Below are 25,250 nucleotides of genomic sequence, written 5' to 3'. Positions count from 1 at the left end.
GGTCTAATCCGGCAGGTCTTAATGTTAAGTTAACGTCGTCGCTTGCTTGTCGTGCGCGCCTGATCCGCCTATGTGCAAAGCAACCATCAAGGTACAGGAGGCGACCATGCAGGGCAGCCGCATATTGCTGATCGTCGGCGGGGGAATCGCCGCCTTCAAGATTCCCCAGTTGATCCGCATGATCCGGCGAGAGGGCGGTTCGGTCGTCCCGGTGCTGACAAAGGCAGGCGCTGAATTCGTCACTCCGCTGACGCTTTCGGCGCTGGCCGAAGCCCCTTGCCATACCGAGCTGTTCGACCTGACGCGCGAATCCGAAATGGGCCATATTCAGCTGTCGCGGGCTGCCGATCTGGTCGTGGTCGCCCCCGCGACTGCCAATCTTTTGGCGCGGATGGCGGCGGGCATGGCCGATGATCTGGCCTCGACGCTGCTTCTGGCGACCGACAAGCCGGTGCTGGCTGCCCCGGCAATGAATGTGCGCATGTGGCAGCACCCGGCCACCCAGCGCAATCTTGAGACGCTAGAGAATGACGGCATCCGTTTTGTCGGCCCGGAAGACGGCGATATGGCCTGCGGTGAATTTGGCCCCGGACGCATGGCCGAGCCCGAGGCGATCCTTGAGGCGATCCGGGCTGCGCTTGGTCGGCAAAAGCCCCTGCGCCTGCCACCCGAAGCCGCAATCTCGCTGCCGTCACAAAGGCTGAGCGGGCAGCATGTGATCGTGACCTCGGGTCCGACCCATGAGCCGATCGACCCTGTGCGCTATATCGCCAACCGCTCAAGCGGTGCGCAGGGTACCGCGATTGCTGCCGCCTTGCGCGATTTGGGTGCGCGGGTCAGCTTTATCACGGGTCCCGCCGAGGCCGCGCCGCCCGAGGGGGTTGAGGTCATCACCGTCCAGACCGCGCGCGAGATGCGGGCCGCTGTTGAGGCGGCTCTTCCCGCTGATGCGGCGGTCATGGCCGCCGCCGTGGCGGACTGGCATGTTGCCAATGCCGGGGCGGGTAAGATCAAAAAGGACGGATCTGGACGGCCTCCGGCACTGGAGTTCAGTGAAAACCCCGACATTCTGGCGTGGATCAGTCAGTTGCAGCAGGGCAGGCCGCGGCTTGTCGTGGGCTTTGCCGCCGAAACCGACGATGTGTTGGAAAACGCGACCCGCAAGCGGCTGCGCAAGGGGTGTGACTGGATCGTTGCCAATGACGTCACCCCGGCGACCGGGATCATGGGCGGGTCCGAGAATGCGATCACCCTGATCTCGGAGGCGGGGGCAGAAAGCTGGCCGCGCCTGTCCAAGGGCGATGTCGGGCGCCGCCTGGCCGAGCGCATGGCCGATGTGCTTGTCGGGGAGGGTCGGTGATGGAGCGGGTCTATCTGGACTGGAATGCGACCGCCCCGCTGCGTCCCGAGACGCGCGAGGCGATGCGGGCGGCGATGGAGATTGTCGGCAACCCCTCATCGGTCCATGCCGAGGGGCGGGCGGCAAAGGCCGCGCTGGAGCAGGCGCGCGAGGATGTCGCGGCGGCACTTGGCGCCGAAGGGGCGGATGTGATCTTTACCTCGGGCGCGACCGAGGCTGCTGCACTGGTGTTGGCGGGACGCGGGCTTGCCTGCTCTGCGGTCGAACATGCCGCGGTTCTGGCCTGGTGCGAGGCGGTGCTTGATACCGACGCAGCGGGGTTGGTGACGGTGTCCGATCCTTCCCGTGCGGCACTGCAGATGGCCAATTCCGAAACCGGCGTTCTGCAGGATCTGCCGGCCGGGCTGGCGGTCAGCGACCTGACGCAGGCCTTTGGCAAGGTGCCTTTCGCCTTTAACTGGCTGGGCATTCAGGCGGGCTTTGTATCGGCCCACAAGCTTGGCGGACCACGTGGAACAGGCGCGCTGGTCGTCCGCCGCGGCACCGAGATCGAGGCGCGCATCAAGGGCGGCGGACAAGAGCAGGGCCGCCGCGCCGGAACCGAGAACCTGATCGGCATCATGGGCTTTGCGGCGGCGGCAAAAGCAGCCCAGAATGATCTGGATCAAGGAATCGGAGAAAAAGTGTCGCATTTACGCGATTCCCTGATGGCTGCTCTGGAATCCCGGGCGGAAATGGTTACATTCCCGGGGCGCGAGGCCCGTCGCCTGCCGAATACATTGTCGATTCTGACGCCGGGATGGCGCGGAGAGACGCAGGTGATGCAGATGGACCTGGCCGGATTTGCCGTTTCGGCAGGCTCGGCCTGTTCTTCCGGCAAGGTCCGGCCAAGCTCGGTCCTGACCGCCATGGGAATCGCGCCGGAATTGGCGGGTGATGCGATCCGCGTCTCGATCGGTCCGACGACGGAAGCTCGGGACGTGATGCGTTTCGCAGAGGCCTGGCTTGCGGCCTATGACCGCTGGCGGCAAAGGGATGATCGGCGGGCGACCGCGGGAAGGGTTTGAAATGACTGAACAGATCGGCGATGCAATCGAGATCCGCGAGGGCGTAGACCGCGAGACCGTCGAGACCGTGCAGAACATGGGGTCCTATAAATACGGCTGGGACACCGAGATCGAGATGGAATATGCCCCCAAGGGCATCAATGAGGACATCGTCCGGCTGATCTCGAAAAAGAACGAAGAGCCCGAATGGATGACGGAATGGCGCCTGCAGGCTTTCCGCCGCTGGCAGACCATGACCGAACCCAAATGGGCGATGCTGAACTATCCTGAGATCGACTATCAGGATCAGTATTACTACGCCCGCCCGAAAAGCATGGAGGTCAAGCCCAGGTCGCTGGACGAGGTCGATCCGAAGCTGCTTGCCACCTATGAAAAGCTGGGCATCCCGCTGAAAGAGCAGATGATCCTTGCCGGGATCGAAGGTGCCGAAGGCGCCCCGGCCGAGGCGCGCCAGGTTGCGGTCGATGCGGTCTTTGACAGCGTCAGCGTGGGCACCACCTTCAAGGACGAACTGGCAAAGGCCGGCGTGATCTTTTGCTCGATCTCCGAGGCGATCCGCGAACATCCCGAACTGGTGCGCAAATATCTTGGCTCGGTCGTGCCCCAGTCGGACAACTTTTTTGCGACGCTGAACTCGGCGGTCTTTTCGGACGGCAGCTTTGTCTATGTTCCGCCGGGCGTGTGCTGCCCGATGGAACTGTCGACCTATTTCCGCATCAATGCCGAGAACACCGGCCAGTTTGAGCGTACGCTGATCATCGCCGACAAGGGCTCTTACGTCAGCTATCTGGAAGGCTGCACTGCGCCCAAGCGCGACGTTGCCCAGCTGCACGCCGCCGTGGTCGAAATTGTCGTGCTGGAGGATGCCGAGGTCAAATACTCGACTGTCCAGAACTGGTTCCCGGGCGACGAGGAAGGCAAGGGCGGCATCTATAACTTTGTCACCAAGCGTGCCGACTGCCGCGAGGCGCGGGCCAAAGTGATGTGGACGCAGGTAGAGACCGGCTCGGCCATCACCTGGAAATATCCGTCGTGCATCCTGCGCGGCGAGGAAAGCCAGGGTGAGTTCTACTCGATCGCAATTGCTAACAACCATCAGCAGGCTGACACCGGCACCAAGATGATCCATCTTGGCAAGAACACCCGCTCACGCATTGTTTCCAAAGGGATTTCTGCCGGGCATGCGCAGAACACCTACCGCGGCCTTGTGTCGATGCATCCCCGTGCAACGAACAGCCGCAACTATACGCAATGCGACAGCTTGCTGATTGGCGACAAATGCGGTGCCCATACCGTGCCCTATATCGAGGTCAAGAACACCTCGTCGCGCGTCGAACATGAGGCGACAACCTCCAAGGTTGATGATGACCAGCTCTTCTATTGCCGTCAGCGCGGCATGGACGAAGAAGAGGCGGTGGCGCTGGTGGTGAACGGCTTCTGCCGCGAGGTGCTGCAGGCCCTGCCGATGGAGTTCGCCATGGAGGCGCAGTCGCTGGTCGCCATCTCGCTGGAGGGGTCGGTCGGATGATCGTCACTACCACTCCCACCATCGAGGGCCGTCGTATCAGTGCCTATCATGGCGTGGTGACGGGCGAGACCATCATCGGTGCCAATATCTTCCGTGACCTTTTTGCCGGGATTCGCGATATCGTGGGCGGCCGTTCAGGCGCCTACGAAACCGCGCTGGCCTCGGCCCGCGAAACCGCTTTGTCCGAGATGCAGGACCGCGCCCGCGAACTGGGCGGCAATGCCGTGGTCGGCGTCGATCTGGACTATGAAGTGATCAACAACATGCTGATGGTGTCCGCCTCGGGCACCGCCGTGACTGTCGAATAGGAACCGAACTATGCTGGAAATCAAGAATCTGCACGTCAAGCTTGAGGATGAGGACAAGCAGATCCTCAAAGGCGTCGATCTGACTGTCCCGGCTGGTGAGGTCCATGCGATCATGGGTCCGAACGGTTCGGGTAAATCGACGCTGTCCTACGTTCTGTCGGGCCGTGACGGCTATGAGGTGACTGACGGCGCGGCCAGGCTGGGCGGTCAGGACCTGCTGGAAATGGAACCTGAACAGCGCGCCAGCGCAGGCCTGTTCCTGGCTTTCCAATACCCGGTCGAAATCCCCGGCGTTGGCAACCTGACCTTCCTGCGCACCGCTGCCAATGCGCAGCGCAAAGCCCGGGGTGAGCCCGAGCTTAGCGCGGCGGATTTTCTCAAGCTGATCCGTGAAAAGGCCAAGACGCTGAAAATCGACAGCGAGATGCTGAAGCGTTCGGTCAACGTCGGCTTCTCTGGCGGCGAAAAGAAGCGCAATGAGATCCTGCAAATGGCGGTGCTTGAGCCGCGCATGTGCATTCTGGATGAAACCGACTCGGGCCTTGACGTCGATGCGATGCGGCTGGTCGCCGATGGCGTCAACGCGCTGCGTTCGCCCGACCGTGCCTTCCTTGTCATCACCCATTACCAGCGGTTGCTTGACCATATCCGCCCTGATGTCGTCCACATCATGGCCAATGGCCGTATTGTGCGCACCGGCGGTCCTGAACTGGCGCTGGAGGTCGAACAAAACGGTTACGGAGATCTTCTGGCGGAGGTCGGATAATGGCGGACACGGCTGTTCTTGCAGCGCAGGCCGCGGCCAGTGCCGACAAGGCTCGTCCAGGTGATGCCGCGCTGGCTGCGCGTCTTGACGTGCTGACCTTGCCTGAGGGCGGGTTTACCCGCGCTGCGCGCGAGGATGCGGCGCAGCGGCTTCAGGCCATGGGCCTGCCTGGCCCGCGCGACGAATACTGGCGCTATACCGATCCCGCGCTGTTTAATGCCGCCCGGCCCGAAGCGGCCGAAATTGCTGGCGATTCCTCGACGCTGTTCACAGAAATCGAGCGGCTGAACCTCGTCTTTGTTGACGGGCGCTTTGACGCCGCGGCTTCGGACAAGCTGGAGGGCGAAGGGGTCGAGATTGAGAACCTCGCTTCGGCCGAGGGTCGTGCTGACCACTGGGCGGCGGGCCTTTATGGCAAGCTTGAGGCGGCTGGTCAGCAGCCGGTCAAACGTCCCTTTGCGGTGTTGAACACACTGACCGCCTCGGATGGTGTGCTGATCCGGGTTACTGGCCGGATCGGGCGTCCGGTTCACATTACCTATCACCGCTCGGCTGTGGATGCGGATGTCTCCCTGCACCATGTTGTCAAGCTTGAGGAGGGGGCAGAACTGACCCTGCTTGAGACCGGGGCCATCGGCGCACGCTCGAACGTGGTGCTGGAGGTTGAGGTCGGCAAAGGCGCGCGTTTCCACCATGTCAGCGCCAAGCGGGCCAATGATCCCAAACTGGGGATCGGCCATATCTTTGCCCGGGTTGAGAGCGAGGCGCTGTTCAAGTCCTTTGCCCTGACCGTCAACGGACGGATGATGCGCAATGAGGCGGTGATCGACATCGCCGGCGATGATGCGATAGCCCATATCGCCGCTGCCGTTCTCGGTGATGGCGACACCGGCCGTTTCCACCATGATGACACCGTCTTTATCATCCATGGGGCTGAGCGTTGCGAAAGCCGGCAGGTGTTCAAGAAGGTGCTGAAAAACAGTGCCGAAGGCGTGTTCCAGGGCAAGATTCTTGTCAAGCCGGGCGCACAAAAGACCGACGGCTACCAGATCAGCCAAGGGCTGCTTCTGGACGAAGGCAGCCAGTTCCTCGCCAAGCCCGAGCTTGAGATCTATGCCGATGACGTGAAATGCTCGCATGGCTCGACTACCGGTGCGCTGGACGAGACGGCACTTTTCTACCTGCGTTCGCGCGGGGTGCCGAAAGAGCGTGCGATCGTGCTGCTGATCCTGTCCTTCCTTGCCGATGCTCTGGAAGAGATCGAAGATGAGCGGCTGCGCGACGACATCCTCGGCCGTCTGGAAGACTGGCTGACCCAGCGCGCGGGCAATCAGGGCAAGGCATGAGCCAGGCTGGCATCGTCCCGCGCATCCTGCAAAGCTGGTGGGCGCCGGGCAGGGTGGTTGCTTCCTTGCGCGGCATGCCCGACCGGGTGCTGATCGTCGTGCTGATGACGGCGATGCTGATCTTTCTGATCGCGCAGGCACCGGGCCATGCCCGGGCTGCGCAATTGCAGCCCGATGTCCCCTTGGGTGCGCGTATGGGCGGGGCCTTGCTGGCGGTCATGTTCATCATGCCGCTGGTCGCCTATGGCCTTGCGGCGCTGGTTGCAGCCCTGTCGCGGCTGACGCCATGGCCAGTCGCCCCGCAGGATTCGCGGCTGGCGCTGTTCTGGGCACTGTTGGCGGTTGCTCCCGCCATGTTGCTTGCCGGGCTGACGGCGGGTCTGGTGGGGCCGGGCAGGGCGTTGACCCTGACGCAGTCGCTTGCAGGGCTTGGGTTCCTTTGCATTTGGGGCGCCGGGCTGCGCAGTCTGGCGGGCGGGCGATGAGGTTCAGTGATCTTGGCGATCTGACGGTTCTGACTCTGCGCGACCCCGAAAGTGCCCTTCGGGTACTGCGTAGTCTTGATCTGCCGATGGTGGCGCGCTGGATGGTGCTGTTACTGGCGGTGACGCTTTCGACGCTGCTGGCCGGGCTGTCCCTGATGCTGTTTCCGATCGAGGTGGACAACCCGGTCTCTCGCATGCTTTCCGAGCCGATGACTTTGGCGGGTATCCAGCTTGGCGCCATGGTGCTGTCGGCGCTGTGCGTGGCCCAGATCGGACGGCTTTTCGGTGGGCGTGGCAACTTTGCCGATGCGCTGCTGGTGGTCGGCTGGGTCGAGCTGATGCTTGTCGGCCTGCAAGCGGTGCAGGTGGTGATGATGGCGTTGTTTCCCGCCACGACCACGCTGCTTTCGATGCTGGCCTTTGGCCTATTCCTTTATCTTGCCGTGATCATGACCAAGGCGCTGCACGGGTTTACCAGCACCGGCAAGGTGGTGGTGGGGCTGATCGGCAGCATCTTTCTGATTGGCTTTGTGCTGTCGCTCTTTGCGGCTGCATTCGGCATTGTCCCCGAGGTGACACCATGAGCTTCGACGTCGAAAAGGTCCGTGCCGATTTCCCGATCCTGTCGCGGCAGGTGAATGGCCGCCCGCTGGTCTATCTGGACAACGGTGCCTCGGCACAAAAGCCGCGCGTGGTGATCGACGCGGTGACGCGTGCCTATGAGGCCGAATATGCGAATGTTCATCGTGGCCTGCATTTCCTGTCGAACCTCGCGACCGAGAATTATGAGCGTGTCCGCGCCATCATCGCCCGTTTCCTGAACGCCCCGCGTGAAGATGAGGTGATCTTCGCCTCGGGCTCGACCGAGGCGATCAACCTTGTCTCTTACGGCTGGGCCGCGCCGCGCCTGCAGGCCGGGGATGAAATTGTGCTTTCGGTGCTTGAGCACCACGCCAATATCGTGCCCTGGCATTTTTTGCGCGAACGTCAGGGCGTGCAGCTGAAATGGGTTGAGCCCGAGGCCGACGGTTCACTTCCGGCAGAAAAGGTGCTGGCCGCGGTCGGTCCGCGCACCCGGCTGATCGCCGTCACCCATATGTCGAACGTAACGGGTACCGTAGTCGATGTGGGGGCGATTGCACGCAGCACTTCGGTTCCGGTTCTGGTAGATGGCAGCCAGGCGGCCGTTCATATGCCGGTGGACCTTTCGTTGCTTGGCGTTGATTTCTACTGCATCACCGGGCACAAGCTATATGGCCCCTCGGGCTCGGGTGCGATCTGGATCCGGGCCGAGCGTCAGGCCGAGATGCGGCCCTTTATGGGTGGCGGTGACATGATCCGCACGGTGACCCGGGATGCTGTTGACTATGCCGACCCACCTCTGCGCTTCGAGGCGGGAACGCCCGGTATCGTCAATCAGATCGGACTTGGTGCGGCGCTGGAATATCTGATGTCGCTGGGCATGGAGAATGTCGCCGCGCATGAGCGTGACCTGCGTGATTATGCGCGCGAACGGCTGCGCAGTCTGAACTGGCTGTCGGTTCAGGGCGACGCGGCGGACAAGGGCGCCATCTTCTCGATGACGATGCAGGGCGCGCATGCGCATGACATTTCGACCATCCTCGACAAGCGCGGCATTGCGGTTCGCGCGGGGACTCATTGTGCCATGCCGCTGCTGGATTTCTTTGGCGCCAGCGCGACGGCTCGGGCCAGCTTTGCCCTTTACAACACCCGCGCCGAGGTCGATGCGCTGATCGACGGGCTTGTTTTTTGCCGCGAGCTTTTCGCCTGAACCCCATTGCAGAGCCGCGTTTTTGCGGCTAAGCAGCGGGGGCGCTGCACCCGTAGCTCAGCTGGATAGAGTGTCGCCCTCCGAAGGCGAAGGTCACAGGTTCGAATCCTGTCGGGTGCGCCATTTCAGAACTGAGAAAAGGCAGATAGTTTTGCCTTTTTGATCACGGGAGCTGCCTCGCGATCAGGCTGAATACCTCATAAATCATTGGAATAGATCGCAATAGTGTCCGCGCACCCCACAGATATAGCGGCTACAACGTTCACACCTTAGCTAAGCGAAGCCAGAGCAGCGCCAAGGGTGACACCCGGAACAACAATTGCGGCGCCAGCCAACATAGGCTGCCAGACAGGTCGTTCGCGGATACGTGCGGTGTCTCTAATGAGAGCGGCAATCTCGGCGCGTATCAGTTCGTCGGTTTCGTTCATTCTCGCCCCTCAACCTGGCCCATGGCTTGTAAGATCCAAGCCTCTACCGACGGAAGGCACCTGCCTTCACGGAGCAATCCCCTCTTCCTTTTGCAGCGTGATCAGGTGCAGGGCATGCATGCCGCCCGCTGTCCGTTCTGCTGGAAGTCTCCTGTCGAGCCCTTGTGATATCCATCGGGAGCCATGATGCCGTACTATTTGAAACGCGAAGCGCTCGCCCCACTCATTTCCGAGGTAGTAACTCGCACACGCGTTGAACGACTTGCTGATGCGCTACCTAACGGCTTTAGCGCAGGCCTCAGTGGGCTCTGGTTCACCCGTCGCGCTGACGCCCATGACGACTACAAGGGATATTATGTTCCTCGATCGATCAGTTTCGGCCGCATGCAGCCAGATGCTGCAGGCTTTCACCTCTGCCTTCTTGATGACGTTGTGGACGCACGTTTTACGCGATCCGGCGCCCAAAGGTCGCCTTGGCAGGGGAACGATACGCCGACCATAGAGGAGATTGAAGCGTATTGGGCGCCTCTTGTTTCTACGGATATGGTGGCGGAGATGGTGTCGCACTTCGTTGCCGTAGAAGCTTACGCCATCGAGCACGGCCACCTTCAGACGAACGACGAAGATAAACTCCGGATGGTTCATCGATATGACGTGCCTCTGGACGAACTGGCGGCGTTCTGCACCATTCTCGGGCGCGATACCCATGAAACGCGCTCCTACATTGAGGACCATGTAATTTTTGCGGCCTTCAACCCGCATAACTACCTTATGGCGCAGGGCTTGCTTGCTGGCATGTCAGGGCACGATTGCCGCCACTTTTCCTGGCGCTCGATCGTTTTCGATGGGTTCTTCAATGAAAGCCGGTACATCTGCGAGGTCGATTGGAAGGCGGATGCAGAAGATGTCGCCTGGAACGTCAACGCTATACTTGCAGCGGTAACGCCGAAATACAAGCAGACTATCAAACTCAGCAGTGACGGCGAGAATCGTACGGCGGACTACTGGTTACTTTGCGCTGCTAGCCAACTCAAGCAATTGGGCTGGAGCATCGTGCTCATCAGCAATGGCGGAGACTCTTATCTATTCACCCTGTTGGAGTTATCGAAGACGAGAGAGTTCATCGAACTCGGCCAATGTCTTGATCTTGAGATAACAATGCTCTCTCCAAACGACCAGTTGCAGCCAAGCTGGGCACGCCGCCTGTCCGGACTCTTCCGGTCACGATGATCCCGCTGCAGTCTACTGCAATCCGTACATGTATTTGCGGGGTCGCCGACTGCGCTACCCCCTTTGGGGGCTCAATCTTGGCAGGGGTGCGATGGATCAGTTTCCAGTGACGGAGAGTCTGGCAGGTGCATGAGAACGATTAACCCGTAATGGCTTCAAGGCCGATAGGAGCCAGCAGATATGACTCAACACCAGATGCTGTCGTTGGCTGCCGTGCTGTCTGATTGTCCTGCTTTTCTGTGGGGCGATGCGCTTTTCGCTGACAGGTCGCAGGGGCTGACGCTGGCGACGGCCTGTATCGTTCACGATCCGGACGATGTCGACGACGGCGAAGACGACCTGCCGGAAGCCTGGCATCGGCCTTGGTGCGATCTGGGCACATCATGGGCGGTTGCCCGTGAAGCTCGGCAGGGTGCAGGTGTTCGCGGTGGCGCAGTGCTCTGACCTTCGTAGGCATCTATCAGAATTTGCCGAACGCTTTTGGGGGGATCGTCAGGCAGATCTGCCGCATCGCTATGGCAGAGTCTCAATGCTATAGGCTTTTGATTTTCAGTGTTTTTCTGCTGCTATGCGCATCTGCGCGGCAGGGAGACGCGATGGGCCCATTATGGCTTTGGCCCGTATGTAGCTTAGCCATCCATCATCTGTCAAACCGACCATCAGTGTTTGAGACTGTACACCGGATCAGCTAGAGCAGGGGCTGTTCTGGGCGGGTGCAGTGACCAACAAGGACAAAGCGGTATGGGGGTGCGCCCAGGCAAGGCGCACCCGGATCTTATGCAGGCCGCCTCAAACTTCGAGCTTAAGGCTTTTTTCAAAGGCAGTACGGTAGAGACCCGACAGTTCGGCCAAGGGTGCTGCATCGCCACCGAACTGAACCTGCTCCCCCCCAAAGCGACCAACCTGTGCCAGCGGCACGCCGGCGGCATGGGCGGCCTCGGTCAGCTTGGCGGCGTTTTCGGACGAGCAGGCGACGAGATAGCGGGCCTGATCTTCGCCGAAAAGCTGGGCGATTTCGGCGCTGTCAAGCGTGACACCCAGCCCAGCTGCCTCGGCCATTTCGAAGGCGGCGAGGGCCAGGCCACCATCCGACAGGTCGGTTGCGGCCGAAACGAGCTTGCGCTCGGCGCGCAGGAATTCACCATTCCGACGTTCGGCGCTCAGGTCCACATGGGGGGCGTCCCCGGCCTCGATACCAAAGGCCTCGGCGGCAAGCGCCGACTGGCCAAGGTGGCCACGCGTTTCACCGATGACCAGCGCCAGATCACCCTCGGACGGCAGGCCCGCGATCAGATCGTCCAGATCGGCAATCAAGCCGACGCCGCCAATGGTCGGGGTGGGCAGAATACCCTTGCCGTCGGTTTCATTGTAAAGCGAGACGTTGCCCGAAACGATCGGGAAGTCGAGCGCCTTGCATGCCTCGCCGATACCGCGGATTGCGCCGACGAATTGCCCCATGATCTCGGGTTTTTCAGGATTCCCGAAATTCAGGTTGTCCGTTGCGGCCAAGGGCAGGGCGCCACAGGCGGTCAGGTTGCGATAGGCCTCGGCCACGGCCTGTTTGCCGCCTTCATAGGGATTGGCGCGGACATAGCGCGGGGTCACGTCGCTGGTAAAGGCCAGGGCCTTTTGCGTGCCATGGACGCGCACCACGCCGGCGCCAAGGCCGGGGCGGCGGACGGTATCAGCACCGACCTGCGTGTCATATTGTTCCCAGACCCAGCCTTTATGGGCGTGGTTGGGGCTGCCGATCAGCGCCTTGAGCGCAGCGATCGGGGTGATGGCGGGCAGAGAGGGCATCTCGGCCGCGGCCGGGATCTCGACCCAGGGACGGTCATATTCAGGGGCGCTGGAGCTGAGTTTCGACAGCGGCAGATCCGCCTTGACCTCATTTCCGTGCACGATCAGGAAACGATCCTCGGCGATGGTTTCGCCGACGATGGCAAAATCCAGATCCCATTTCTCAAAGATCGCGCGGGCCTCGGCTTCTTTCTCGGGTTTCAGGACCATGAGCATCCGCTCCTGGCTTTCCGAGAGCATCATCTCGTAGGCGGTCATGCCGGTTTCGCGCTGGGGCACGTTGTCGAGCACCAGCTTGATCCCAAGACCGCCTTTGTCGCCCATCTCGACGGCCGAACAGGTCAGCCCCGCCGCGCCCATATCCTGGATCGAGATCACCGAATCCGTCTGCATCAATTCAAGGCAGGCTTCGAGCAGGCATTTTTCGGTGAAGGGGTCGCCGACCTGCACGGTCGGGCGCTTTTCTTCGATGGTGTCGTCAAATTCGGCCGAGGCCATGGTCGCGCCGCCAACGCCATCGCGGCCGGTCTTGGCACCCAGATAGACGACGGGCATGCCGACGCCCGAGGCCGCCGAATAAAAGATCTTGTCGGCGTCAGCCAGGCCCGCGGCAAAGGCGTTGACCAGGCAGTTGCCATCATAGCTGCTGTGGAAGCGTACTTCGCCGCCGACGTTCGGCACGCCGAAAGCGTTGCCATAAGCGCCGATCCCCTCGACTACGCCCTTGACGAGATGGGCGGTCTTGGGGTGCTCGGGGCGGCCAAAGGACAGCGCGTCCATGGCGGCGATGGGGCGGGCACCCATGGTAAAGACGTCGCGCAGGATGCCGCCAACACCGGTCGCGGCACCCTGATGGGGTTCGATATAGCTTGGGTGGTTGTGGCTCTCCATCTTGAAGACCACGGCCTGACCGTCGCCAATATCCACAACACCTGCATTCTCGCCCGGGCCACAGATCACCTGCGGGCCGGTGGTCGGCAGGGTACGCAGCCATTTCTTGGACGACTTGTAGGAACAATGCTCGTTCCACATGGCTGAAAAGATGCCAAGCTCGGTGAAAGTCGGCTCGCGGCCGATGATCTCGAGGATGCGCTGGTACTCATCAGGCTTTAACCCATGTGCGGCGATCAGTTCCTCGGTGATCTGCGGTTCGTTCATCTTGGCGCCCTTTTCCCCGGTTTGCGGCCTTTTAAGCGCCACGGCCCGGTTAGGAAAGAGGCTCGCGCGCGTGGACGGCACCAAGGTCACGAAAGGGCGAAAAAAAAGCCGGGCATAAAGCCCGGCTCAAGTCCAACAGGGAGGTTGAAGGTGATGAGAGTTTCCTCAAATCATCCCCTTCGAGATCGGAAATATGTGCAGTTGGCGAATGGTTCAAGGCTGATTTCCGCATTGCAGCACATGGCCGATATGCAATCTGCGAATGCCTCGTGCAAAACGGCAGAATTCCTGCCGCTTTACCGGTCAATCCACGGATGGATTGGCAATTTCCTCCTCGGTCTGCTGACGGCGCAGGGACTGGATCTCTTCCAGCACGAAGTCACGGAAGGCCGCGACCCGGCGCGAGGTGCGCAGCTCTTCGGGGAAGGCGAGAAACACCGGCACTTCGCCTGATTGAATATCAGGCAGCACGCGGATCAGGTTTGGAAAGTCCACGCTAAGATAGTCAGGCAGCACGCCGATGCCGACATGGCTGAGCACCGCTTGCAGCACGCCGAAATAGTTGTTCACCATCAGCGTCGATTTCATGTTCTGCGCCAGGACCATTTGCGACAGGACTGCCCCCGAACTGACCTGAGGCGTCTGCGGGTTCTGGCAGATCAGCCGGTGCGCGCCCATATCCTCGACCCGTTCGGGGGTGCCGGCCCGTTCAAGGTATTCCGGCGTTGCATAAAGGCGCATGCGGATATTGAGCAGCCGGCGGCGGATCAGGTCCTGCTGGTTCGGCTCTTTCATACGGATGGCGACGTCTGCCTCGCGCATGGGCAGATCGAGAACGCGCTCTTCCAGCATCAGGTCGATCTTGAGATCGGGATAGCGGTCATAAAGCTTGGCCAGACGCGGCACCAGCCACAGCGTGCCAAAGCCCGTGGTGGTCGTCACCTTCAGCTCGCCGAAAACGCCTTCCTCGCTGTCGCGGATCCGGGCAGCGGTGGTGTCGAGCTTGCGCACCATGGACGAGGTCGCCTCGAACAGCAATTCGCCCTGTTCGGTCAGGATCAGACCCCGGGCATGCCGGTGGAACAGGGTCGTGCCCAGAGAATCCTCAAGCGCACGGATCTGACGGCTGACGGCAGATTGGGACAGGTGCAACACATCGCCCGCGTGGGTCAGGCTGCCCGCGTCGGCGACGGCGTGGAATATTCTTAACTTGTCCCAATCCATAACAATGCTTTCTTGCGGCATCAGCCATGCATTTTGTGCAACCCTTATCACAGTAGGTTAGCGGAACAAGTCTGCAAGATGCCGGGAAAACTGTTTCTCGGTCAGTGTTGCTGACTTGTCCTGCCGCGCGAGCGGCCAAGCCAAGGATGAGGGCTGCAAGAGCACATAAAAATTCCATGTGCGCTGGCGATTCAACCCAAGGGGCGGTCACGCCGTTTTGAACAGCAATGCCCGGCCCAAGGCCTTTGGCTGGCGTTCAGGACAATGCGACGAAGCTGGGCTAAAGGCAAAGCCGTGATGCGCGACCTTGCGCCGCAGGTCAAGCATGGCGCACGGCAGGGCAGCACCGGGCCCGTAAGGACTTGCGGTGTATGTGTTTTGCGGCCTTGGTCGGGCATGGCTGCCCCAACGGGTGCAGCCTGACATAAATCATGGCAATCAGAGGCCGTGCGTCCTAAAAAGGCGCGTCGCGTGCAGGAGGCTGATCATGGCAGTAGGCGTATTCGATTCGGGTTTGGGCGGTCTGACAGTGCTGGCCGCAATAGCCGCCCGAATGCCTGACCTGCCGCTGGTCTATCTGGGCGACAACGCCCATGCGCCTTATGGCGTGCGCGATGCCGATGACATTTTCAACCTGACCTGTGCCGGGGTCGAACGGCTGTGGGCCGAAGGTTGCGATCTGGTTATCCTTGCGTGCAACACGGCCTCGGCCGCTGCGCTGAAACGCATGCAAGAGACCTGGCTTCCTTCGGATAAGCGGGTGCTTGGCGTCTTTGTCCCGATGATCGAGGCGCTGACGGAACGGGGCTGGGGTGACAACTCTCCGCCGCGCGAGGTCGCAGTTAAGCATGTGGCGCTGTTTGCCACCCCCGCGACGGTCGCCAGCCGCGCCTTTCAACGCGAGCTTGCGTTCCGTGCCATTGGCGTCGACGTCGAGGCGCAGCCCTGCGGCGGTGTCGTCGATGCGATCGAGATGGGTGATGAAATTCTGGCCGAGGCGCTGGTGACCTCTCATGTCGAGGCGCTGCTGCGCCGGATGCCCCATCCCGAGGCGGCGATCCTTGGCTGCACCCATTATCCTCTTGTTCAGGACGCGTTCCAGAAGGCGCTGGGGCCTAAGGTCAAGGTTTACTCCCAGCCCAACCTGGTTGCCGAAAGCCTTGAGGATTATCTGGGCCGCCACCCGGAAATGGTCGGGAAAGGCACGGTCTCGCGTTTTCTGACCACCGGCGATCCCACGCGGGTTTCGGGCAAGGCAACACAGTTCATGCGCCATTCGATCAGGTTTGAAGGTGCCTGAACTTGGGAAGTTTATACCATGAAATCACTTAAGAAAAAGCGTCGTATCCAGATCATCATCGCTGCTGCGGTGGCCCTTGTTCTGGCGGTGGGGCTGATCGGATATGGGTTTCGTGATGGCATCAACCTTTACCGTTCGCCCAGCCAGATGGCCGAGAATCCGCCATCTCTGGGCGAGATTTTCCGCCTTGGAGGCCTGGTCGAGGACGGCACCCTGATCCGTGGCGCGGGTGAAACGGTCAGCTTTCGCGTCACGGATGGCGGCGCGAGCATTCCCGTGCGCTTTACCGGTGTTCTGCCCGACCTTTTCGCCGAGGGTCAGGGCATGATCGGTACCGGTCGGATGGAGGGTGACACCTTCATCGCCACCGAAATTCTCGCCAAGCATGACGAGAATTATATGCCTCGTGAGGTGATAGATTCGCTTAAGGAACAGGGCGTTTACGAGGATCCGAACTCCTGACGCAACGCGCGCTGTGGTAACCGCCCGTTAACCTGACTTCTCCAGCTTTTGGTCTCTTTCAGACCGGGGGCTGGAATGAAGACTGTAGAACAGATCGCGGCCGAAATCGTCGCCCGCGAAGGTGGATATGTAAACGATCCCGACGATCCGGGTGGGGCGACAAATTTCGGCGTCACACTTGCGACGTTAAGGCGGCTTGGTATCGACAAGACCGGCGACGGGCGGATTGATGCGGCGGATGTCAAGGCACTGACCCGCGCTGACGCGAACGCCATTCTTGTCGAGCATTACTTTCGCAGGCCGCGTCTTGCCGAGCTGCCTCAATCGGTGCAGCCGTCCGTCTTTGACATGTATGTCAATGCCGGGGCCAATGCAGTGAAGATCCTGCAACGGCTGATCTCTCAGATGGGGTTTCTGATCGCGGATGACGGCATCGTCGGGCCTTTGACGATCACTGCGGCACATCAGGCCGATGCCGCTGCGCCCGATCATTTCGCTGACGCTTATGGTATTGCGAGGCGCAATTACTACTACGCGCTGGCTGACACCCGTCCGGCCAGCCGAAAATTCGCCCGTACGCGTTCGGGGGGCAAGGGCGGATGGATCCGGCGTGCCGAAGAATTTATCTCGGCCCGCTATCACCTGACCATGACAGAACATCGCGAGAGGATCGCAAAATGGGGGTAATGGATCGTTTCCTGGGTGCCGGCGCCGCTGTCGCCACCGTAACCAATGCCGCAACCGGCATGGCGGGACTGTTTCGTGAGAACGCGACCCGCCGCATGGAGCTGGACGAAGAGGCCTATGCCCGCGCGATTGCCCAGTACGGGGCCGAGTTCTCGATCCAGCCCTGCAACTGGTTCGACAGCCTGATGAACGGGCTGAACCGTCTGCCGCGACCGCTGATGACGCTGGGGACGGTCGGACTGTTCGTCTATGCCATGGCTGATCCCGAAGGGTTCGGTCTGCGTATGCAGGGGCTGAACCTTGTTCCCGAACCGTTGTGGTGGCTGCTGGGTGCTGTCATCAGCTTTTACTTTGGTGCGCGTGAGGCGCATTATTTCCGTACCCGGCCGATCATTCCGGCAAGTGCAGGTCCGGGACAGATGGGGGTAAAACCTCTTGCGACGGCACAGGCAGATCGGGCCGAGAGTGTAGCCGACAACCCGGCCTTGAGCGATTGGCTTGCTGCTGGCGGGACACGCTAGCGAGGCTGTGACAAGATGGCAGGCGCGGAGGGCTGGTTTGCTGTCCGCGCCGTCGCTATTGTGCGGGCCAGCCACCCGGAGGAAGCCTATGATCGCCGAACTTGGCCATTTCGCCCTGATCCTCGCCCTTGCGGTGGCGATCTTTCAGGTCATCGTGCCGATGGTCGGTGCCGCCCGGGGGTGGAGTGGCTGGATCGAGGCCGCGCGCCCCGCTGCGCTGGCGCAATTCGGCCTGATCGGCATTTCCTTTGCGGCGCTGACCGTGGCCTTTGTCACCTCGGATTTTTCGGTCGCACTGGTCTATGAGAACTCGCATACCGCCAAGCCGATGATCTACAAGATCAGCGGCGTCTGGGGAAACCACGAAGGCTCGATGCTGCTGTGGGTGTTGATCCTGTCGCTTTTTGGGGCGGCGGTCGCGGTCTTTGACGCCAACCTGCCGCCGAAACTGCGGGCGCGGGTGCTGGCAGTGCAGGCGGCAATTGGCATGTCGTTTCTTGCCTTTATTCTATTCACCTCGAACCCGTTCCTGCGCATGGCTAGCCCGCCTTTCAATGGCCGCGACCTGAATCCGTTGCTGCAGGACCCGGGCCTCGCCTTTCATCCGCCGTTTCTTTATCTTGGCTATGTCGGGCTTAGCATGGCCTTCAGCTTTGCGGTCGCCGCGCTGATCGAGGGGCGTGTCGATGCCGCGTGGGCGCGTTGGGTGCGGCCCTGGACGCTGGCCGCCTGGATATTTCTGACCATCGGTATCGGCCTTGGTTCGTGGTGGGCCTATTACGAACTCGGCTGGGGTGGCTTCTGGTTCTGGGACCCGGTCGAAAATGCCAGCTTCATGCCCTGGCTTATTGCGGCTGCGCTGCTGCATTCGGCCATTGTCGTCGAAAAGCGCGAAGTGCTGAAAAGCTGGACCATCCTGCTGGCGATCATGGCCTTTGGCTTTTCGCTGATCGGTACTTTCATTGTGCGTTCTGGCGTCATCACCTCGGTTCACAGCTTTGCCAGCGACCCCGAGCGCGGCGTGTTCATCTTGCTGATCCTCGGGGTATTTCTGGGTGGGGCGCTGACGCTGTTCACCTTCCGTGCCCCGGCGATGCAGGCGCGGGGTGCATTCGCCCCCGTATCACGCGAAGGGGCGTTGGTGCTCAACAACATCCTGCTGGCTGTCTCAGCCTTTGTGGTCTTTGTCGGGACGATGTGGCCTCTGGTTGCCGAAATGCTGTGGGATCGCAAGCTATCGGTTGGCGCGCCGTTCTTTGAGCAGGCCTTTACGCCCTTCATGGTGGCGCTGGCGATCATTCTGCCGCTGGGGGCCATCCTGCCGTGGAAACGCGGCCGGCTTGCCCGTGTGCTATATCCGCTGCGCGGGGCACTGGTACTGACCGGGGCTGTCATGGCGCTGATCTTTGCGGTCTCGACCGGGCGTTCTGCGCTTGCCGTGATCGGAGGCGGGCTGGGGGTATGGCTGGTCGGCGGCGCGGTTGCGGATTTGTGGTTGCGCACCGGAAGTTCGGGTTTTGCGCGCCTGCGGCGGCTGCCGCGCGCTGATTGGGGTAAGGCGGTGGCCCATGCCGGGCTGGGCGTTACCTTTATCGGCATCAGCCTTCTGATGGCCTGGCAGGTCGAGGATATTCGCGTCGCCCACATTGGCGAGACGTTCCGCGTCTCTGCCTATGACATCACCCTTACCGAGGTAGACGAGCGTCCCGGCCCGAACTATCAGGCCACCGTTGCGACGATGAAGGTCACCCGTGATGGCCGTCAGGTCGCGGTGCTTTATCCCGAAAAGCGGATCTATCCGGTTCAGGCAATGCCAACGACCGAGGCGGCGATCCAGAACGGTATGTTCCGCGACCTTTATCTGGTGATCGGCGATACGCAGCCTGACGGAGGCTGGGCGGTCCGCACCTATATCAAACCCTTTGCCAGCTGGATCTGGCTTGGTGTGGCTTTGATGGCGCTTGGCGGTTGCATCAGCCTGTCGGACCGTCGCTATCGCGTTGCAGCCGGTGCGCGTCAGTCCCGTCCCAGCCCTCAGCCGGCCGAGTGAAACATGCGCATCCTGCTTCTTTGCCTGTCGCTTGTATTCGCGTTTCCTGCCTTTGCGGTTCAGCCCGACGAGGTGCTGGCCGATCCCGCGCTTGAGGCACGGGCGCGCGAGATCTCGCGCGTGCTGCGCTGCCCAGTCTGTCAGGGTGAGACGATCGACGAATCAAACGCTCCGATCAGCCGTGACCTACGGCTTTATCTGCGCGAGAGGCTGGTCGCAGGCGACAGTAATGATCAGGCGATTCAGGCGGTCGCAGACCGTTTCGGTGAATACGTTCTCTTTGAACCTCCGGCGCAGGGCGTGAATTGGCTGCTTTATCTTGCCGGACCGGTCATGGCGCTGCTTGCACTTGTGCTGGGCTGGCGCTTCCTGCGGTCGCGGAATGTGGCCGAAGTGGGCCCGACTGAGCTTAGCGACGAGGAAAAGGCCCGGCTTGACAAGATCATGCGCGACTGACGCTGGGTCGGGCTTTCCCCCTGTGCCGCTCTTCGGCAGGATGGCTGAAAGAGGGGAATGAGGATGAGCTTTCAGACAATTGAACTGACGAGTCAGGACGGAATCACACGTCTGGCGCTGAATCGGCCTGACGTTGTGAACGCGCTTAACCGCACCATGCGGGCTGAGATTGTTTCTGCGATGATGAACCTGCCGCAGGGCACACGCTGTGTGGTGCTGACCGGGAACGGGCGCGGTTTCTGTTCGGGTCAGGATCTGACGGATGCGACTGCGGGCTTCAACGTCGAAGAGATCCTGCGCGAGGAATATGAGCCGATGCTGGCCGCGATCGCCGATGCTCCGGTCCCGGTGATTGCAGCGGTAAACGGGATCGCGGCAGGGGCGGGGGCTAATCTGGCGCTGGCCGCCGACGTGGTGATCGCTGCGGAAAGTGCCGGTTTTGTGCAGGCATTCAGTCGCATCGGGCTGATCCCCGACGCGGGCGGGACCTATATCGTGCCACGCTCGGTCGGGGTGCCGCGGGCCATGGGGATGATGCTTTTCGCCGACCGTATCCCGGCTGCCAAGGCGGCAGAGTGGGGCCTGATCTGGGAGGCGGTTTCGGACGCTGAGTTTGATTCGGTGATTGCTGCCCGCGCCAAATCGCTGGCCGAAGGGCCGACAGCGGCCTTTCTGGCCATCCGCCAGGCTCTGCGGGCCTCAAGTGGAAACAATATGGCCAGCCAACTGAAGCTTGAGGCGAAATTGCAGGGAGAAATGGCCCGAACCGCCGATTTCGCAGAGGGTGTTACGGCATTTCTGGAAAAACGCGCCCCCCGCTTTAGGGGGCGGTGAAGCCAAGATAGCCGGGCGGCTTCAGGCGATACGCATAAATCGTGGTGTCGCCGCCCGGTTGTCAAAGAATGGTACGGACTGCGGTGGCCCAAGTGGCCCGGTGCCGGCGCTGGACAGCAGGCTTGCCACCTCGGCCAACACCACCTCGGTGATGAAGGGAAGATCTAGTGCCCGCGCCTCGGTTAACGGCACCCAGTGCAGATGTGAGAGTTCGTCACAGGCGCCGCTGAAATCATGCCGGTTGCCATGCAGCCGCTCGGCGTCAAGCAGCAGGAAACGTGCATCAAAACGGCGCGGACGGCCGGGCGGGGTGATCGCGCGGAACATATAGATCAGCGTTGAGGGATCGGGGGCCAGACCCGCGTCGGCATAATGGCTCCATCCGCTTGGGGCGGGGCCGGGGGGGCCGATCATCAGCCCGGTTTCCTCAGCGAGCTCGCGCAGAGCGGCGGCGGCGAGTGCACGGGGCGACACCTGCACATCTTCACGTGGTTCTGCCGCCAATAGTGCGGCCGTCTGTTGCTGCAACTCCGCAGCAAATTGCACATCTGCGTCGGCCGCGTCGACTGCGCCGCCAGGAAAGACGTACTTTGAGGGCATGAAGGCGGCCGAAGCACCCCTTTGGCCCATCAGGACCGATGGCCCATCCGGCGTATTGCGATCAAGCACAATGACGGTGGCGGCATCGCGGATCGGCTGCTCTCTGGTGGCGCGATTGGGGGTAAGGATCCCGGTTGCGGTAGTCACGGCGCGCCGGCCTCGACTCTGGCTGAGTTCCCGCCAAAGCCATGCATGCGGCGCGCCCATTGAAAGCCGATCATCCCTCCCTTGATCCGCGGCAGCAGCAGCAGAGACAGAACCACCGCGCCAAGGCCAAAGCCGATCAGCATGGCCATGGCCGAGGGCCGATATGCCATGAAGATTGCCAAAAGCAGCGGCGCGCCGAGATGCGAGACCAAAAGGATGGTCAGGTAAGCCGGCCCGTCATCGGCGCGCTGGTGGTGCAGCTCTTCTCCGCAATGCGGGCATGCTGCGCGGACGGTCAGATAGCCTTTGAACAGCCGGCCATGCCCACAGCTTGGGCAGCGGCCCATAGCGCCACGCAGGATCGCGGGCTTGACGGGACGCTCGGGCTGGGCGGCATCGGAATAGGCATTGGGCGAGGCGGCATGAGCCATTGGGCACGTTCCTTTCCTGTTCCCAAACTATGTAGGACAACCGCCCCCGAAAGGAAAGTACGGCGGGAGTCGGATCCGGGCGCGACAATCGGCTGCATGCGGAGTTCATGCCATAGCTATATGCGAGGCCATGACGATGCGGTTTCGCCCCGAGGATTTGGCATTCAAAAGCGCCCGGTCGGCGCTGGCAAGCAGAACGTCGGGTTCAAGCGAAAGCGCGTCACCTCGTCCCTGACCGACCACCACGCCGACGGAAACGGTGACGGTCAGCTCCTTGCCGAGCCCCCCCGGGGGCAGGGTGACGGGGCTGGCCATGACCGCGTGGCGCATCTGCTCAGCCACACGCCGCGCCCCCTGCCCAGAGCAATCGGGTACGACTGCCAGGAACTCTTCTCCGCCTATGCGGGCAAGCAAGGCGTGTTCGGGCAAAGTGGCAGCGAGGCGGGCGGCCGTTTCGGTGAGTACCGCGTCGCCGGCGGGATGGCCGTGGATGTCATTGACCTGTTTGAAACGGTCGAGATCCAGCAGCATCACGGCCAGATCTATCTGAACTTCGCGGGCTTCGGCGGCCAGCTCTGCGAGGCGTGGCAGGGCAAAGCGCCGATTGTGAAGCCCGGTCAGCGGATCGGTCATCGCCCAGCGCATGTTGCGCTGAGTCTCTTGCCGGCGGTGGTCGGCGAGCTGCTTGCGTGCAAGTTGCGTTTGCAGGCGAATCGCCGCTTCGGGCGCGGTCTGTGGGCTGGCAAGGTTCCAGGGCAGTACATCCCCCGCGCCGAGATCCAGCGCGACCGGCATCATTACCGCCTGATCTGGCCGCAGCGCGACGACGAGGCCTGCGTCGCGCGACAGCGGACGCGAGCGCAGTTCGGACAAGAGACGCAGCCCGTCGCCAGGCTGCTGAATATCCGCCGCAATCAGATAAAGATCGGCAGCCCGCCCCGAGGTGGCCTCGGCCAGGGCGCGCTCGCTTTCGCTGATCGAGATGGAGAAATCGACCCGGTTTTGCAGGGCATTGCGCCATCCCATTGCCGTGCTTGGCTGGTCGGCGATAAACACTGCGCGCGAGTGGCTGTCGTCCAGGAATGGCGCAGGTTCCTCGGCCAGGCCGGGAATCGATTCCTCGGCCGCTGCGCATTCATGCCGCATCAATCCGCGAATGCGGGCCAGCAAGGTCAGATCGTCCCCACCGGGGTCAATCAGTCCTGCTGCGCCGGCGCGCAGAGCCTCGACCCGCTCGCCGCCACTTGCCTGAACGAGGATTGGCCGCTTGGCGCCGCCGGGCAGCGACCGCAAAGCCGTGCAAAGTGCGGCGCCTTCCATATCGCGCAGGCTGCCTCCGATCAGGACGATATCCGGATGGATCTGCCGGGCGAGCTGCAGCGCCTCGACCCCCGTAGTGGCGGTCGTGACCTCATAACATGCCGCAGCCAGCCGCACCTTCATGGTGATGCGATTGGTCGGTACGCCGTCGACGACAAGAATATGCCCTGTCATGGTCAATTTCGCTTCTTATCAGCTTTCCCGCCCCGCAATCATGCGCCAGATTGTTTAACAAATCCTTTCCGGGTCGCGTGAAATCGCCCTGATCGTTCAAGAATGTGAGAGCAGCATGACACCGAAAGAGGCGCGAGATATCGCAGATGCAGGCTTTGCCTATATCGCCAGGGATGCAGAACTGGTCCGGGTGCTGTTGATGCAATCGGGCAGCGATGCCGCTGGTTTGCGTGCCATGGCTGCGCGGCCGGAATTCGCGGTTTTTGTGCTGGATTTTCTGCTTGAAAATGATCAGCGCGTGCTGGATTTCGCTGAAAGCGAACATATCGCCCCGCAGCGGGTGCAGATGGCGCGTGTGGTTCTGGGTGGGGGCGACCCCTGGTAGGGGGGTCGCCCAAGTCAGGTCAGGCAACCTCGGCAAAGACCTTATCAAGGGCTTTTTCGAGTTTATCGAACATCTCATCCATCTGCGCCTCGGTCAGGATAAAGGGCGGACAAAGGACGACGGACTGACCAAGCGGCCGGCAAATCAGCCCCAGATCGGTGCAGGTATTGGCGATACGCTCGCTGACCGACAGGTTGCCGTCGAACGGCGTCTTGCTTGCCTTGTCCTTGACAGCCTCCAGCGCCCACATGAAGCCGATGCCGCGATATTCACCGATGTTCGGGCGCTCGGCGATATGTTTCAGCCTTTCCTCGAAACGCGGGGCAAGGCGGCGGACGTTCTCAGCCAGCCCTTCATTCATCACCACGTCGATTGCTTTCAGCGCAATAGCACAGCCGACCGGATGGCCCGAGGCGGTAAAGCCATGGGGGAATTCCTCGATCGCCTCGATTGCGGTTTCCAGCCGTTTGGAAAGCTCCGGGCCAAGGATCACCGCCCCCATGGGGAAAAAGCCCGCTGTAAGATTCTTGGACGAGATGATTGCATCGGGTGTAAAGTCATAGGTCACGCAGCCCCAGGTGTTACCGGTGCGTCCGAAACCGCAGATCACCTCGTCCGAGATGACCGGGATGTCATATTTGCGCAGGATTGGCAGGATCGCCTGGAAATACCCCTTGGCCGGAGGAATCACGCCGCCCGCGCCCATCACCGGTTCGGCAAAGAAACCGGCGATGGTGTCGGCGCCCTCGCGCTGGATCGTTTCCTCCAGCTCGCGGGCGAGGCGGGCGACGAACTGCTCTTCGGTTTCGCCCTCTTCGCCATAGCGCCAGTAATGCGGGCAGGTCAGATGCACAAAGCCCGGCAGCGGCAGGCCAAAGACCGAATTATAGGGCTTGCCGGTCATGCTGGCCGAAACGGCGGTCACGCCGTGATAGGCGTTCCAGCGGGTCAGGATCTTGCGCTTTTGCGGTTTGCCCTCGGCTGCATGCAGGAACCATAGCATCTTGACCATGGTGTCATTCGCCTCGGACCCCGAGTTTGTATAGAACACCCGGCCCGAATCAAAGGGCGACACCTCGACCAGCTTTTCCGACAGCATTACCGTCTGATCGGACATGCGGCCGAAAAAGGCGTGATAACCGGGAAAACGCTCGTATTGGGCCTTGGCGGCGTCGATCAGCCCCTTGTGGTCAAAGCCCGCGACCATGTTCCACAGGCCCGAGTTGGCGTCCAGATAACGCCGGCCATTCACATCGACGATATAGGGTCCCTCGCCATGGGTCACGACGACCGTGCCGCGCTGATGCAGCGAAGGCATGTCGGTGAAACCATAGAGCGAATAGGTCTCGGCCCGGGCTTCCCAGCTTTGCGGTTTGTTCATCTCGTCAGCC

At 61.5% G+C, this 25,250-nt stretch carries 26 protein-coding genes and 1 tRNA gene; 20 read left to right on the top strand and 7 right to left on the bottom strand.

Annotated elements, in window-relative coordinates; all coding sequences use genetic code 11:
* The first annotated feature begins 106 nt into the window (after window positions 1-106).
* The 10 genes from coaBC (at window position 107) to M511_RS11195 (ending at window position 8,775) form a co-directional block, all read left to right on the top strand.
* Window positions 107-1,360, top strand: coding sequence for a bifunctional phosphopantothenoylcysteine decarboxylase/phosphopantothenate--cysteine ligase CoaBC (gene coaBC / locus M511_RS11240; RefSeq protein ID WP_085502260.1), 1,254 nt, complete (start codon window positions 107-109; stop codon window positions 1,358-1,360).
* Window positions 1,360-2,427: a cysteine desulfurase family protein gene (locus M511_RS11235; protein WP_010395193.1), complete on the top strand. Its 1,068-nt coding sequence runs from the start codon at window positions 1,360-1,362 to the stop codon at window positions 2,425-2,427. The genes coaBC and M511_RS11235 overlap by 1 nt, the downstream gene beginning before the upstream one ends.
* A gap of 1 nt (window position 2,428) precedes the next feature.
* Window positions 2,429-3,955, top strand: a complete 1,527-nt coding sequence (sufB, locus tag M511_RS11230) for a Fe-S cluster assembly protein SufB (protein ID WP_085502259.1) — start codon at window positions 2,429-2,431, stop codon at window positions 3,953-3,955.
* Window positions 3,952-4,263: a heavy metal-binding domain-containing protein gene (locus M511_RS11225; RefSeq protein ID WP_010395189.1), complete on the top strand. Its 312-nt coding sequence runs from the start codon at window positions 3,952-3,954 to the stop codon at window positions 4,261-4,263. Before sufB ends, M511_RS11225 begins: the two co-directional genes overlap by 4 nt.
* 10 nt (window positions 4,264-4,273) lie before the next feature.
* Window positions 4,274-5,029 (top strand): Fe-S cluster assembly ATPase SufC, encoded by a 756-nt coding sequence (gene sufC, locus M511_RS11220; protein WP_010395188.1) that lies wholly within the window; start codon window positions 4,274-4,276, stop codon window positions 5,027-5,029.
* Complete coding sequence (locus M511_RS11215; protein ID WP_085502231.1) at window positions 5,029-6,375, top strand: SufB/SufD family protein; 1,347 nt, start codon at window positions 5,029-5,031, stop codon at window positions 6,373-6,375. Before sufC ends, M511_RS11215 begins: the two co-directional genes overlap by 1 nt.
* Window positions 6,372-6,860, top strand: a complete 489-nt coding sequence (locus M511_RS11210) for a hypothetical protein (protein ID WP_085502230.1) — start codon at window positions 6,372-6,374, stop codon at window positions 6,858-6,860. Before M511_RS11215 ends, M511_RS11210 begins: the two co-directional genes overlap by 4 nt.
* Window positions 6,857-7,444, top strand: coding sequence for a Yip1 family protein (locus M511_RS11205; RefSeq protein ID WP_085502229.1), 588 nt, complete (start codon window positions 6,857-6,859; stop codon window positions 7,442-7,444). The genes M511_RS11210 and M511_RS11205 overlap by 4 nt, the downstream gene beginning before the upstream one ends.
* Window positions 7,441-8,652: a cysteine desulfurase gene (locus tag M511_RS11200; protein ID WP_085502228.1), complete on the top strand. Its 1,212-nt coding sequence runs from the start codon at window positions 7,441-7,443 to the stop codon at window positions 8,650-8,652. Before M511_RS11205 ends, M511_RS11200 begins: the two co-directional genes overlap by 4 nt.
* Window positions 8,653-8,698: 46 nt before the next feature.
* Window positions 8,699-8,775 (top strand) — tRNA-Arg (locus M511_RS11195).
* A gap of 146 nt (window positions 8,776-8,921) precedes the next feature.
* Here the strand turns inward: M511_RS11195 and M511_RS11190 are convergent.
* Complete coding sequence (locus M511_RS11190) at window positions 8,922-9,080, bottom strand: hypothetical protein (protein ID WP_176224543.1); 159 nt, start codon at window positions 9,078-9,080, stop codon at window positions 8,922-8,924.
* 183 nt (window positions 9,081-9,263) lie between these two features.
* Between M511_RS11190 and M511_RS11185 the strand changes: the two genes are divergently transcribed.
* Window positions 9,264-10,310: a DUF6630 family protein gene (locus M511_RS11185; RefSeq protein WP_221397286.1), complete on the top strand. Its 1,047-nt coding sequence runs from the start codon at window positions 9,264-9,266 to the stop codon at window positions 10,308-10,310.
* A 180-nt stretch (window positions 10,311-10,490) separates the two neighbouring features.
* Window positions 10,491-10,754, top strand: coding sequence for a DUF7716 domain-containing protein (locus M511_RS11180; RefSeq protein WP_139824576.1), 264 nt, complete (start codon window positions 10,491-10,493; stop codon window positions 10,752-10,754).
* A gap of 345 nt (window positions 10,755-11,099) precedes the next feature.
* Here the strand turns inward: M511_RS11180 and purL are convergent, their stop codons facing one another.
* On the bottom strand, window positions 11,100-13,268 hold the full coding sequence (purL, locus tag M511_RS11175) for a phosphoribosylformylglycinamidine synthase subunit PurL (RefSeq protein ID WP_085502225.1): 2,169 nt from the start codon (window positions 13,266-13,268) through the stop codon (window positions 11,100-11,102).
* Between the two features lie 303 nt (window positions 13,269-13,571).
* Window positions 13,572-14,492 (bottom strand): LysR family transcriptional regulator, encoded by a 921-nt coding sequence (locus M511_RS11170; RefSeq protein ID WP_010399690.1) that lies wholly within the window; start codon window positions 14,490-14,492, stop codon window positions 13,572-13,574.
* 487 nt (window positions 14,493-14,979) lie between these two features.
* Between M511_RS11170 and M511_RS11165 the strand changes: the two genes are divergently transcribed.
* From M511_RS11165 to M511_RS11135, 7 genes are all read left to right on the top strand, one after another.
* Window positions 14,980-15,792, top strand: a complete 813-nt coding sequence (locus M511_RS11165) for a glutamate racemase (RefSeq protein ID WP_010399687.1) — start codon at window positions 14,980-14,982, stop codon at window positions 15,790-15,792.
* 18 nt (window positions 15,793-15,810) lie between these two features.
* Window positions 15,811-16,254, top strand: coding sequence for a cytochrome c maturation protein CcmE (ccmE, locus tag M511_RS11160; protein WP_010399685.1), 444 nt, complete (start codon window positions 15,811-15,813; stop codon window positions 16,252-16,254).
* 75 nt (window positions 16,255-16,329) lie between these two features.
* Window positions 16,330-16,941, top strand: a complete 612-nt coding sequence (locus tag M511_RS11155) for a holin-associated N-acetylmuramidase (RefSeq protein WP_085502224.1) — start codon at window positions 16,330-16,332, stop codon at window positions 16,939-16,941.
* Window positions 16,932-17,462 carry a holin family protein gene (locus M511_RS11150; RefSeq protein WP_406611634.1) on the top strand — a complete coding sequence of 177 codons (531 nt, stop codon included), beginning with the start codon at window positions 16,932-16,934 and terminating at the stop codon, window positions 17,460-17,462. The genes M511_RS11155 and M511_RS11150 overlap by 10 nt, the downstream gene beginning before the upstream one ends.
* Window positions 17,463-17,550: 88 nt before the next feature.
* A complete protein-coding gene (locus tag M511_RS11145; protein ID WP_085502222.1) occupies window positions 17,551-19,512 on the top strand; it encodes a heme lyase CcmF/NrfE family subunit in 1,962 nt (653 codons plus the stop codon).
* A 3-nt stretch (window positions 19,513-19,515) separates the two neighbouring features.
* Window positions 19,516-19,968 carry a cytochrome c-type biogenesis protein gene (locus M511_RS11140; protein ID WP_010399675.1) on the top strand — a complete coding sequence of 151 codons (453 nt, stop codon included), beginning with the start codon at window positions 19,516-19,518 and terminating at the stop codon, window positions 19,966-19,968.
* Between the two features lie 63 nt (window positions 19,969-20,031).
* Window positions 20,032-20,802, top strand: a complete 771-nt coding sequence (locus M511_RS11135) for an enoyl-CoA hydratase-related protein (RefSeq protein ID WP_010399674.1) — start codon at window positions 20,032-20,034, stop codon at window positions 20,800-20,802.
* A gap of 21 nt (window positions 20,803-20,823) precedes the next feature.
* Here the strand turns inward: M511_RS11135 and M511_RS11130 are convergent, their stop codons facing one another.
* The 3 genes from M511_RS11130 to M511_RS11120 form a co-directional block, all read right to left on the bottom strand.
* The gene (locus M511_RS11130; protein WP_010399672.1) at window positions 20,824-21,549 is read right to left on the bottom strand and encodes an NUDIX domain-containing protein; all 726 of its coding nucleotides are present in this window, start codon (window positions 21,547-21,549) and stop codon (window positions 20,824-20,826) included.
* Complete coding sequence (locus tag M511_RS11125) at window positions 21,546-21,980, bottom strand: DUF983 domain-containing protein (protein ID WP_085502221.1); 435 nt, start codon at window positions 21,978-21,980, stop codon at window positions 21,546-21,548. Before M511_RS11125 ends, M511_RS11130 begins: the two co-directional genes overlap by 4 nt.
* Before the next feature lie 105 nt (window positions 21,981-22,085).
* Window positions 22,086-23,474, bottom strand: coding sequence for a diguanylate cyclase (locus tag M511_RS11120; RefSeq protein ID WP_085502220.1), 1,389 nt, complete (start codon window positions 23,472-23,474; stop codon window positions 22,086-22,088).
* Window positions 23,475-23,589: 115 nt separating this feature from the next.
* On the opposite strand from M511_RS11120, the gene M511_RS11115 reads away from it, so the two are divergent.
* The gene (locus M511_RS11115; protein WP_010399665.1) at window positions 23,590-23,859 is read left to right on the top strand and encodes a DUF3572 domain-containing protein; all 270 of its coding nucleotides are present in this window, start codon (window positions 23,590-23,592) and stop codon (window positions 23,857-23,859) included.
* A 19-nt stretch (window positions 23,860-23,878) separates the two neighbouring features.
* Here the strand turns inward: M511_RS11115 and M511_RS11110 are convergent, their stop codons facing one another.
* Window positions 23,879-25,240 (bottom strand): aminotransferase, encoded by a 1,362-nt coding sequence (locus M511_RS11110; RefSeq protein ID WP_040602310.1) that lies wholly within the window; start codon window positions 25,238-25,240, stop codon window positions 23,879-23,881.
* Between the last annotated feature and the right edge of the window lie 10 nt (window positions 25,241-25,250).

Origin of the sequence: Paracoccus sp. J56 (genome assembly GCF_019633685.1) — a bacterium.
Taxonomy (GTDB): domain Bacteria; phylum Pseudomonadota; class Alphaproteobacteria; order Rhodobacterales; family Rhodobacteraceae; genus Paracoccus; species Paracoccus kondratievae.
Note: the sequence above shows the minus strand (reverse complement) of the source record. Positions and strands in the feature narration are given on the sequence as shown.

Excerpts from the sequence above, each read along its gene's own strand:
- coaBC (WP_085502260.1), top strand. The coding sequence starts at position 107 with ATGCAGGGCAGCCGCATATTGCTGATCGTCGGCGGGGGAATCGCCGCC.
- M511_RS11235 (WP_010395193.1), top strand. The coding sequence starts at position 1,360 with ATGGAGCGGGTCTATCTGGACTGGAATGCGACCGCCCCGCTGCGTCCC.
- sufB (WP_085502259.1), top strand. The coding sequence starts at position 2,429 with ATGACTGAACAGATCGGCGATGCAATCGAGATCCGCGAGGGCGTAGAC.
- M511_RS11225 (WP_010395189.1), top strand. The coding sequence starts at position 3,952 with ATGATCGTCACTACCACTCCCACCATCGAGGGCCGTCGTATCAGTGCC.
- sufC (WP_010395188.1), top strand. The coding sequence starts at position 4,274 with ATGCTGGAAATCAAGAATCTGCACGTCAAGCTTGAGGATGAGGACAAG.
- M511_RS11215 (WP_085502231.1), top strand. The coding sequence starts at position 5,029 with ATGGCGGACACGGCTGTTCTTGCAGCGCAGGCCGCGGCCAGTGCCGAC.
- M511_RS11210 (WP_085502230.1), top strand. The coding sequence starts at position 6,372 with ATGAGCCAGGCTGGCATCGTCCCGCGCATCCTGCAAAGCTGGTGGGCG.
- M511_RS11205 (WP_085502229.1), top strand. The coding sequence starts at position 6,857 with ATGAGGTTCAGTGATCTTGGCGATCTGACGGTTCTGACTCTGCGCGAC.
- M511_RS11200 (WP_085502228.1), top strand. The coding sequence starts at position 7,441 with ATGAGCTTCGACGTCGAAAAGGTCCGTGCCGATTTCCCGATCCTGTCG.
- M511_RS11190 (WP_176224543.1), bottom strand. The coding sequence starts at position 9,080 with ATGAACGAAACCGACGAACTGATACGCGCCGAGATTGCCGCTCTCATT.
- M511_RS11185 (WP_221397286.1), top strand. The coding sequence starts at position 9,264 with ATGATGCCGTACTATTTGAAACGCGAAGCGCTCGCCCCACTCATTTCC.
- M511_RS11180 (WP_139824576.1), top strand. The coding sequence starts at position 10,491 with ATGACTCAACACCAGATGCTGTCGTTGGCTGCCGTGCTGTCTGATTGT.
- purL (WP_085502225.1), bottom strand. The coding sequence starts at position 13,268 with ATGAACGAACCGCAGATCACCGAGGAACTGATCGCCGCACATGGGTTA.
- M511_RS11170 (WP_010399690.1), bottom strand. The coding sequence starts at position 14,492 with ATGGATTGGGACAAGTTAAGAATATTCCACGCCGTCGCCGACGCGGGC.
- M511_RS11165 (WP_010399687.1), top strand. The coding sequence starts at position 14,980 with ATGGCAGTAGGCGTATTCGATTCGGGTTTGGGCGGTCTGACAGTGCTG.
- ccmE (WP_010399685.1), top strand. The coding sequence starts at position 15,811 with ATGAAATCACTTAAGAAAAAGCGTCGTATCCAGATCATCATCGCTGCT.
- M511_RS11155 (WP_085502224.1), top strand. The coding sequence starts at position 16,330 with ATGAAGACTGTAGAACAGATCGCGGCCGAAATCGTCGCCCGCGAAGGT.
- M511_RS11150 (WP_406611634.1), top strand. The coding sequence starts at position 16,932 with ATGGGGGTAATGGATCGTTTCCTGGGTGCCGGCGCCGCTGTCGCCACC.
- M511_RS11145 (WP_085502222.1), top strand. The coding sequence starts at position 17,551 with ATGATCGCCGAACTTGGCCATTTCGCCCTGATCCTCGCCCTTGCGGTG.
- M511_RS11140 (WP_010399675.1), top strand. The coding sequence starts at position 19,516 with ATGCGCATCCTGCTTCTTTGCCTGTCGCTTGTATTCGCGTTTCCTGCC.
- M511_RS11135 (WP_010399674.1), top strand. The coding sequence starts at position 20,032 with ATGAGCTTTCAGACAATTGAACTGACGAGTCAGGACGGAATCACACGT.
- M511_RS11125 (WP_085502221.1), bottom strand. The coding sequence starts at position 21,980 with ATGGCTCATGCCGCCTCGCCCAATGCCTATTCCGATGCCGCCCAGCCC.
- M511_RS11120 (WP_085502220.1), bottom strand. The coding sequence starts at position 23,474 with ATGACAGGGCATATTCTTGTCGTCGACGGCGTACCGACCAATCGCATC.
- M511_RS11115 (WP_010399665.1), top strand. The coding sequence starts at position 23,590 with ATGACACCGAAAGAGGCGCGAGATATCGCAGATGCAGGCTTTGCCTAT.
- M511_RS11110 (WP_040602310.1), bottom strand. The coding sequence starts at position 25,240 with ATGAACAAACCGCAAAGCTGGGAAGCCCGGGCCGAGACCTATTCGCTC.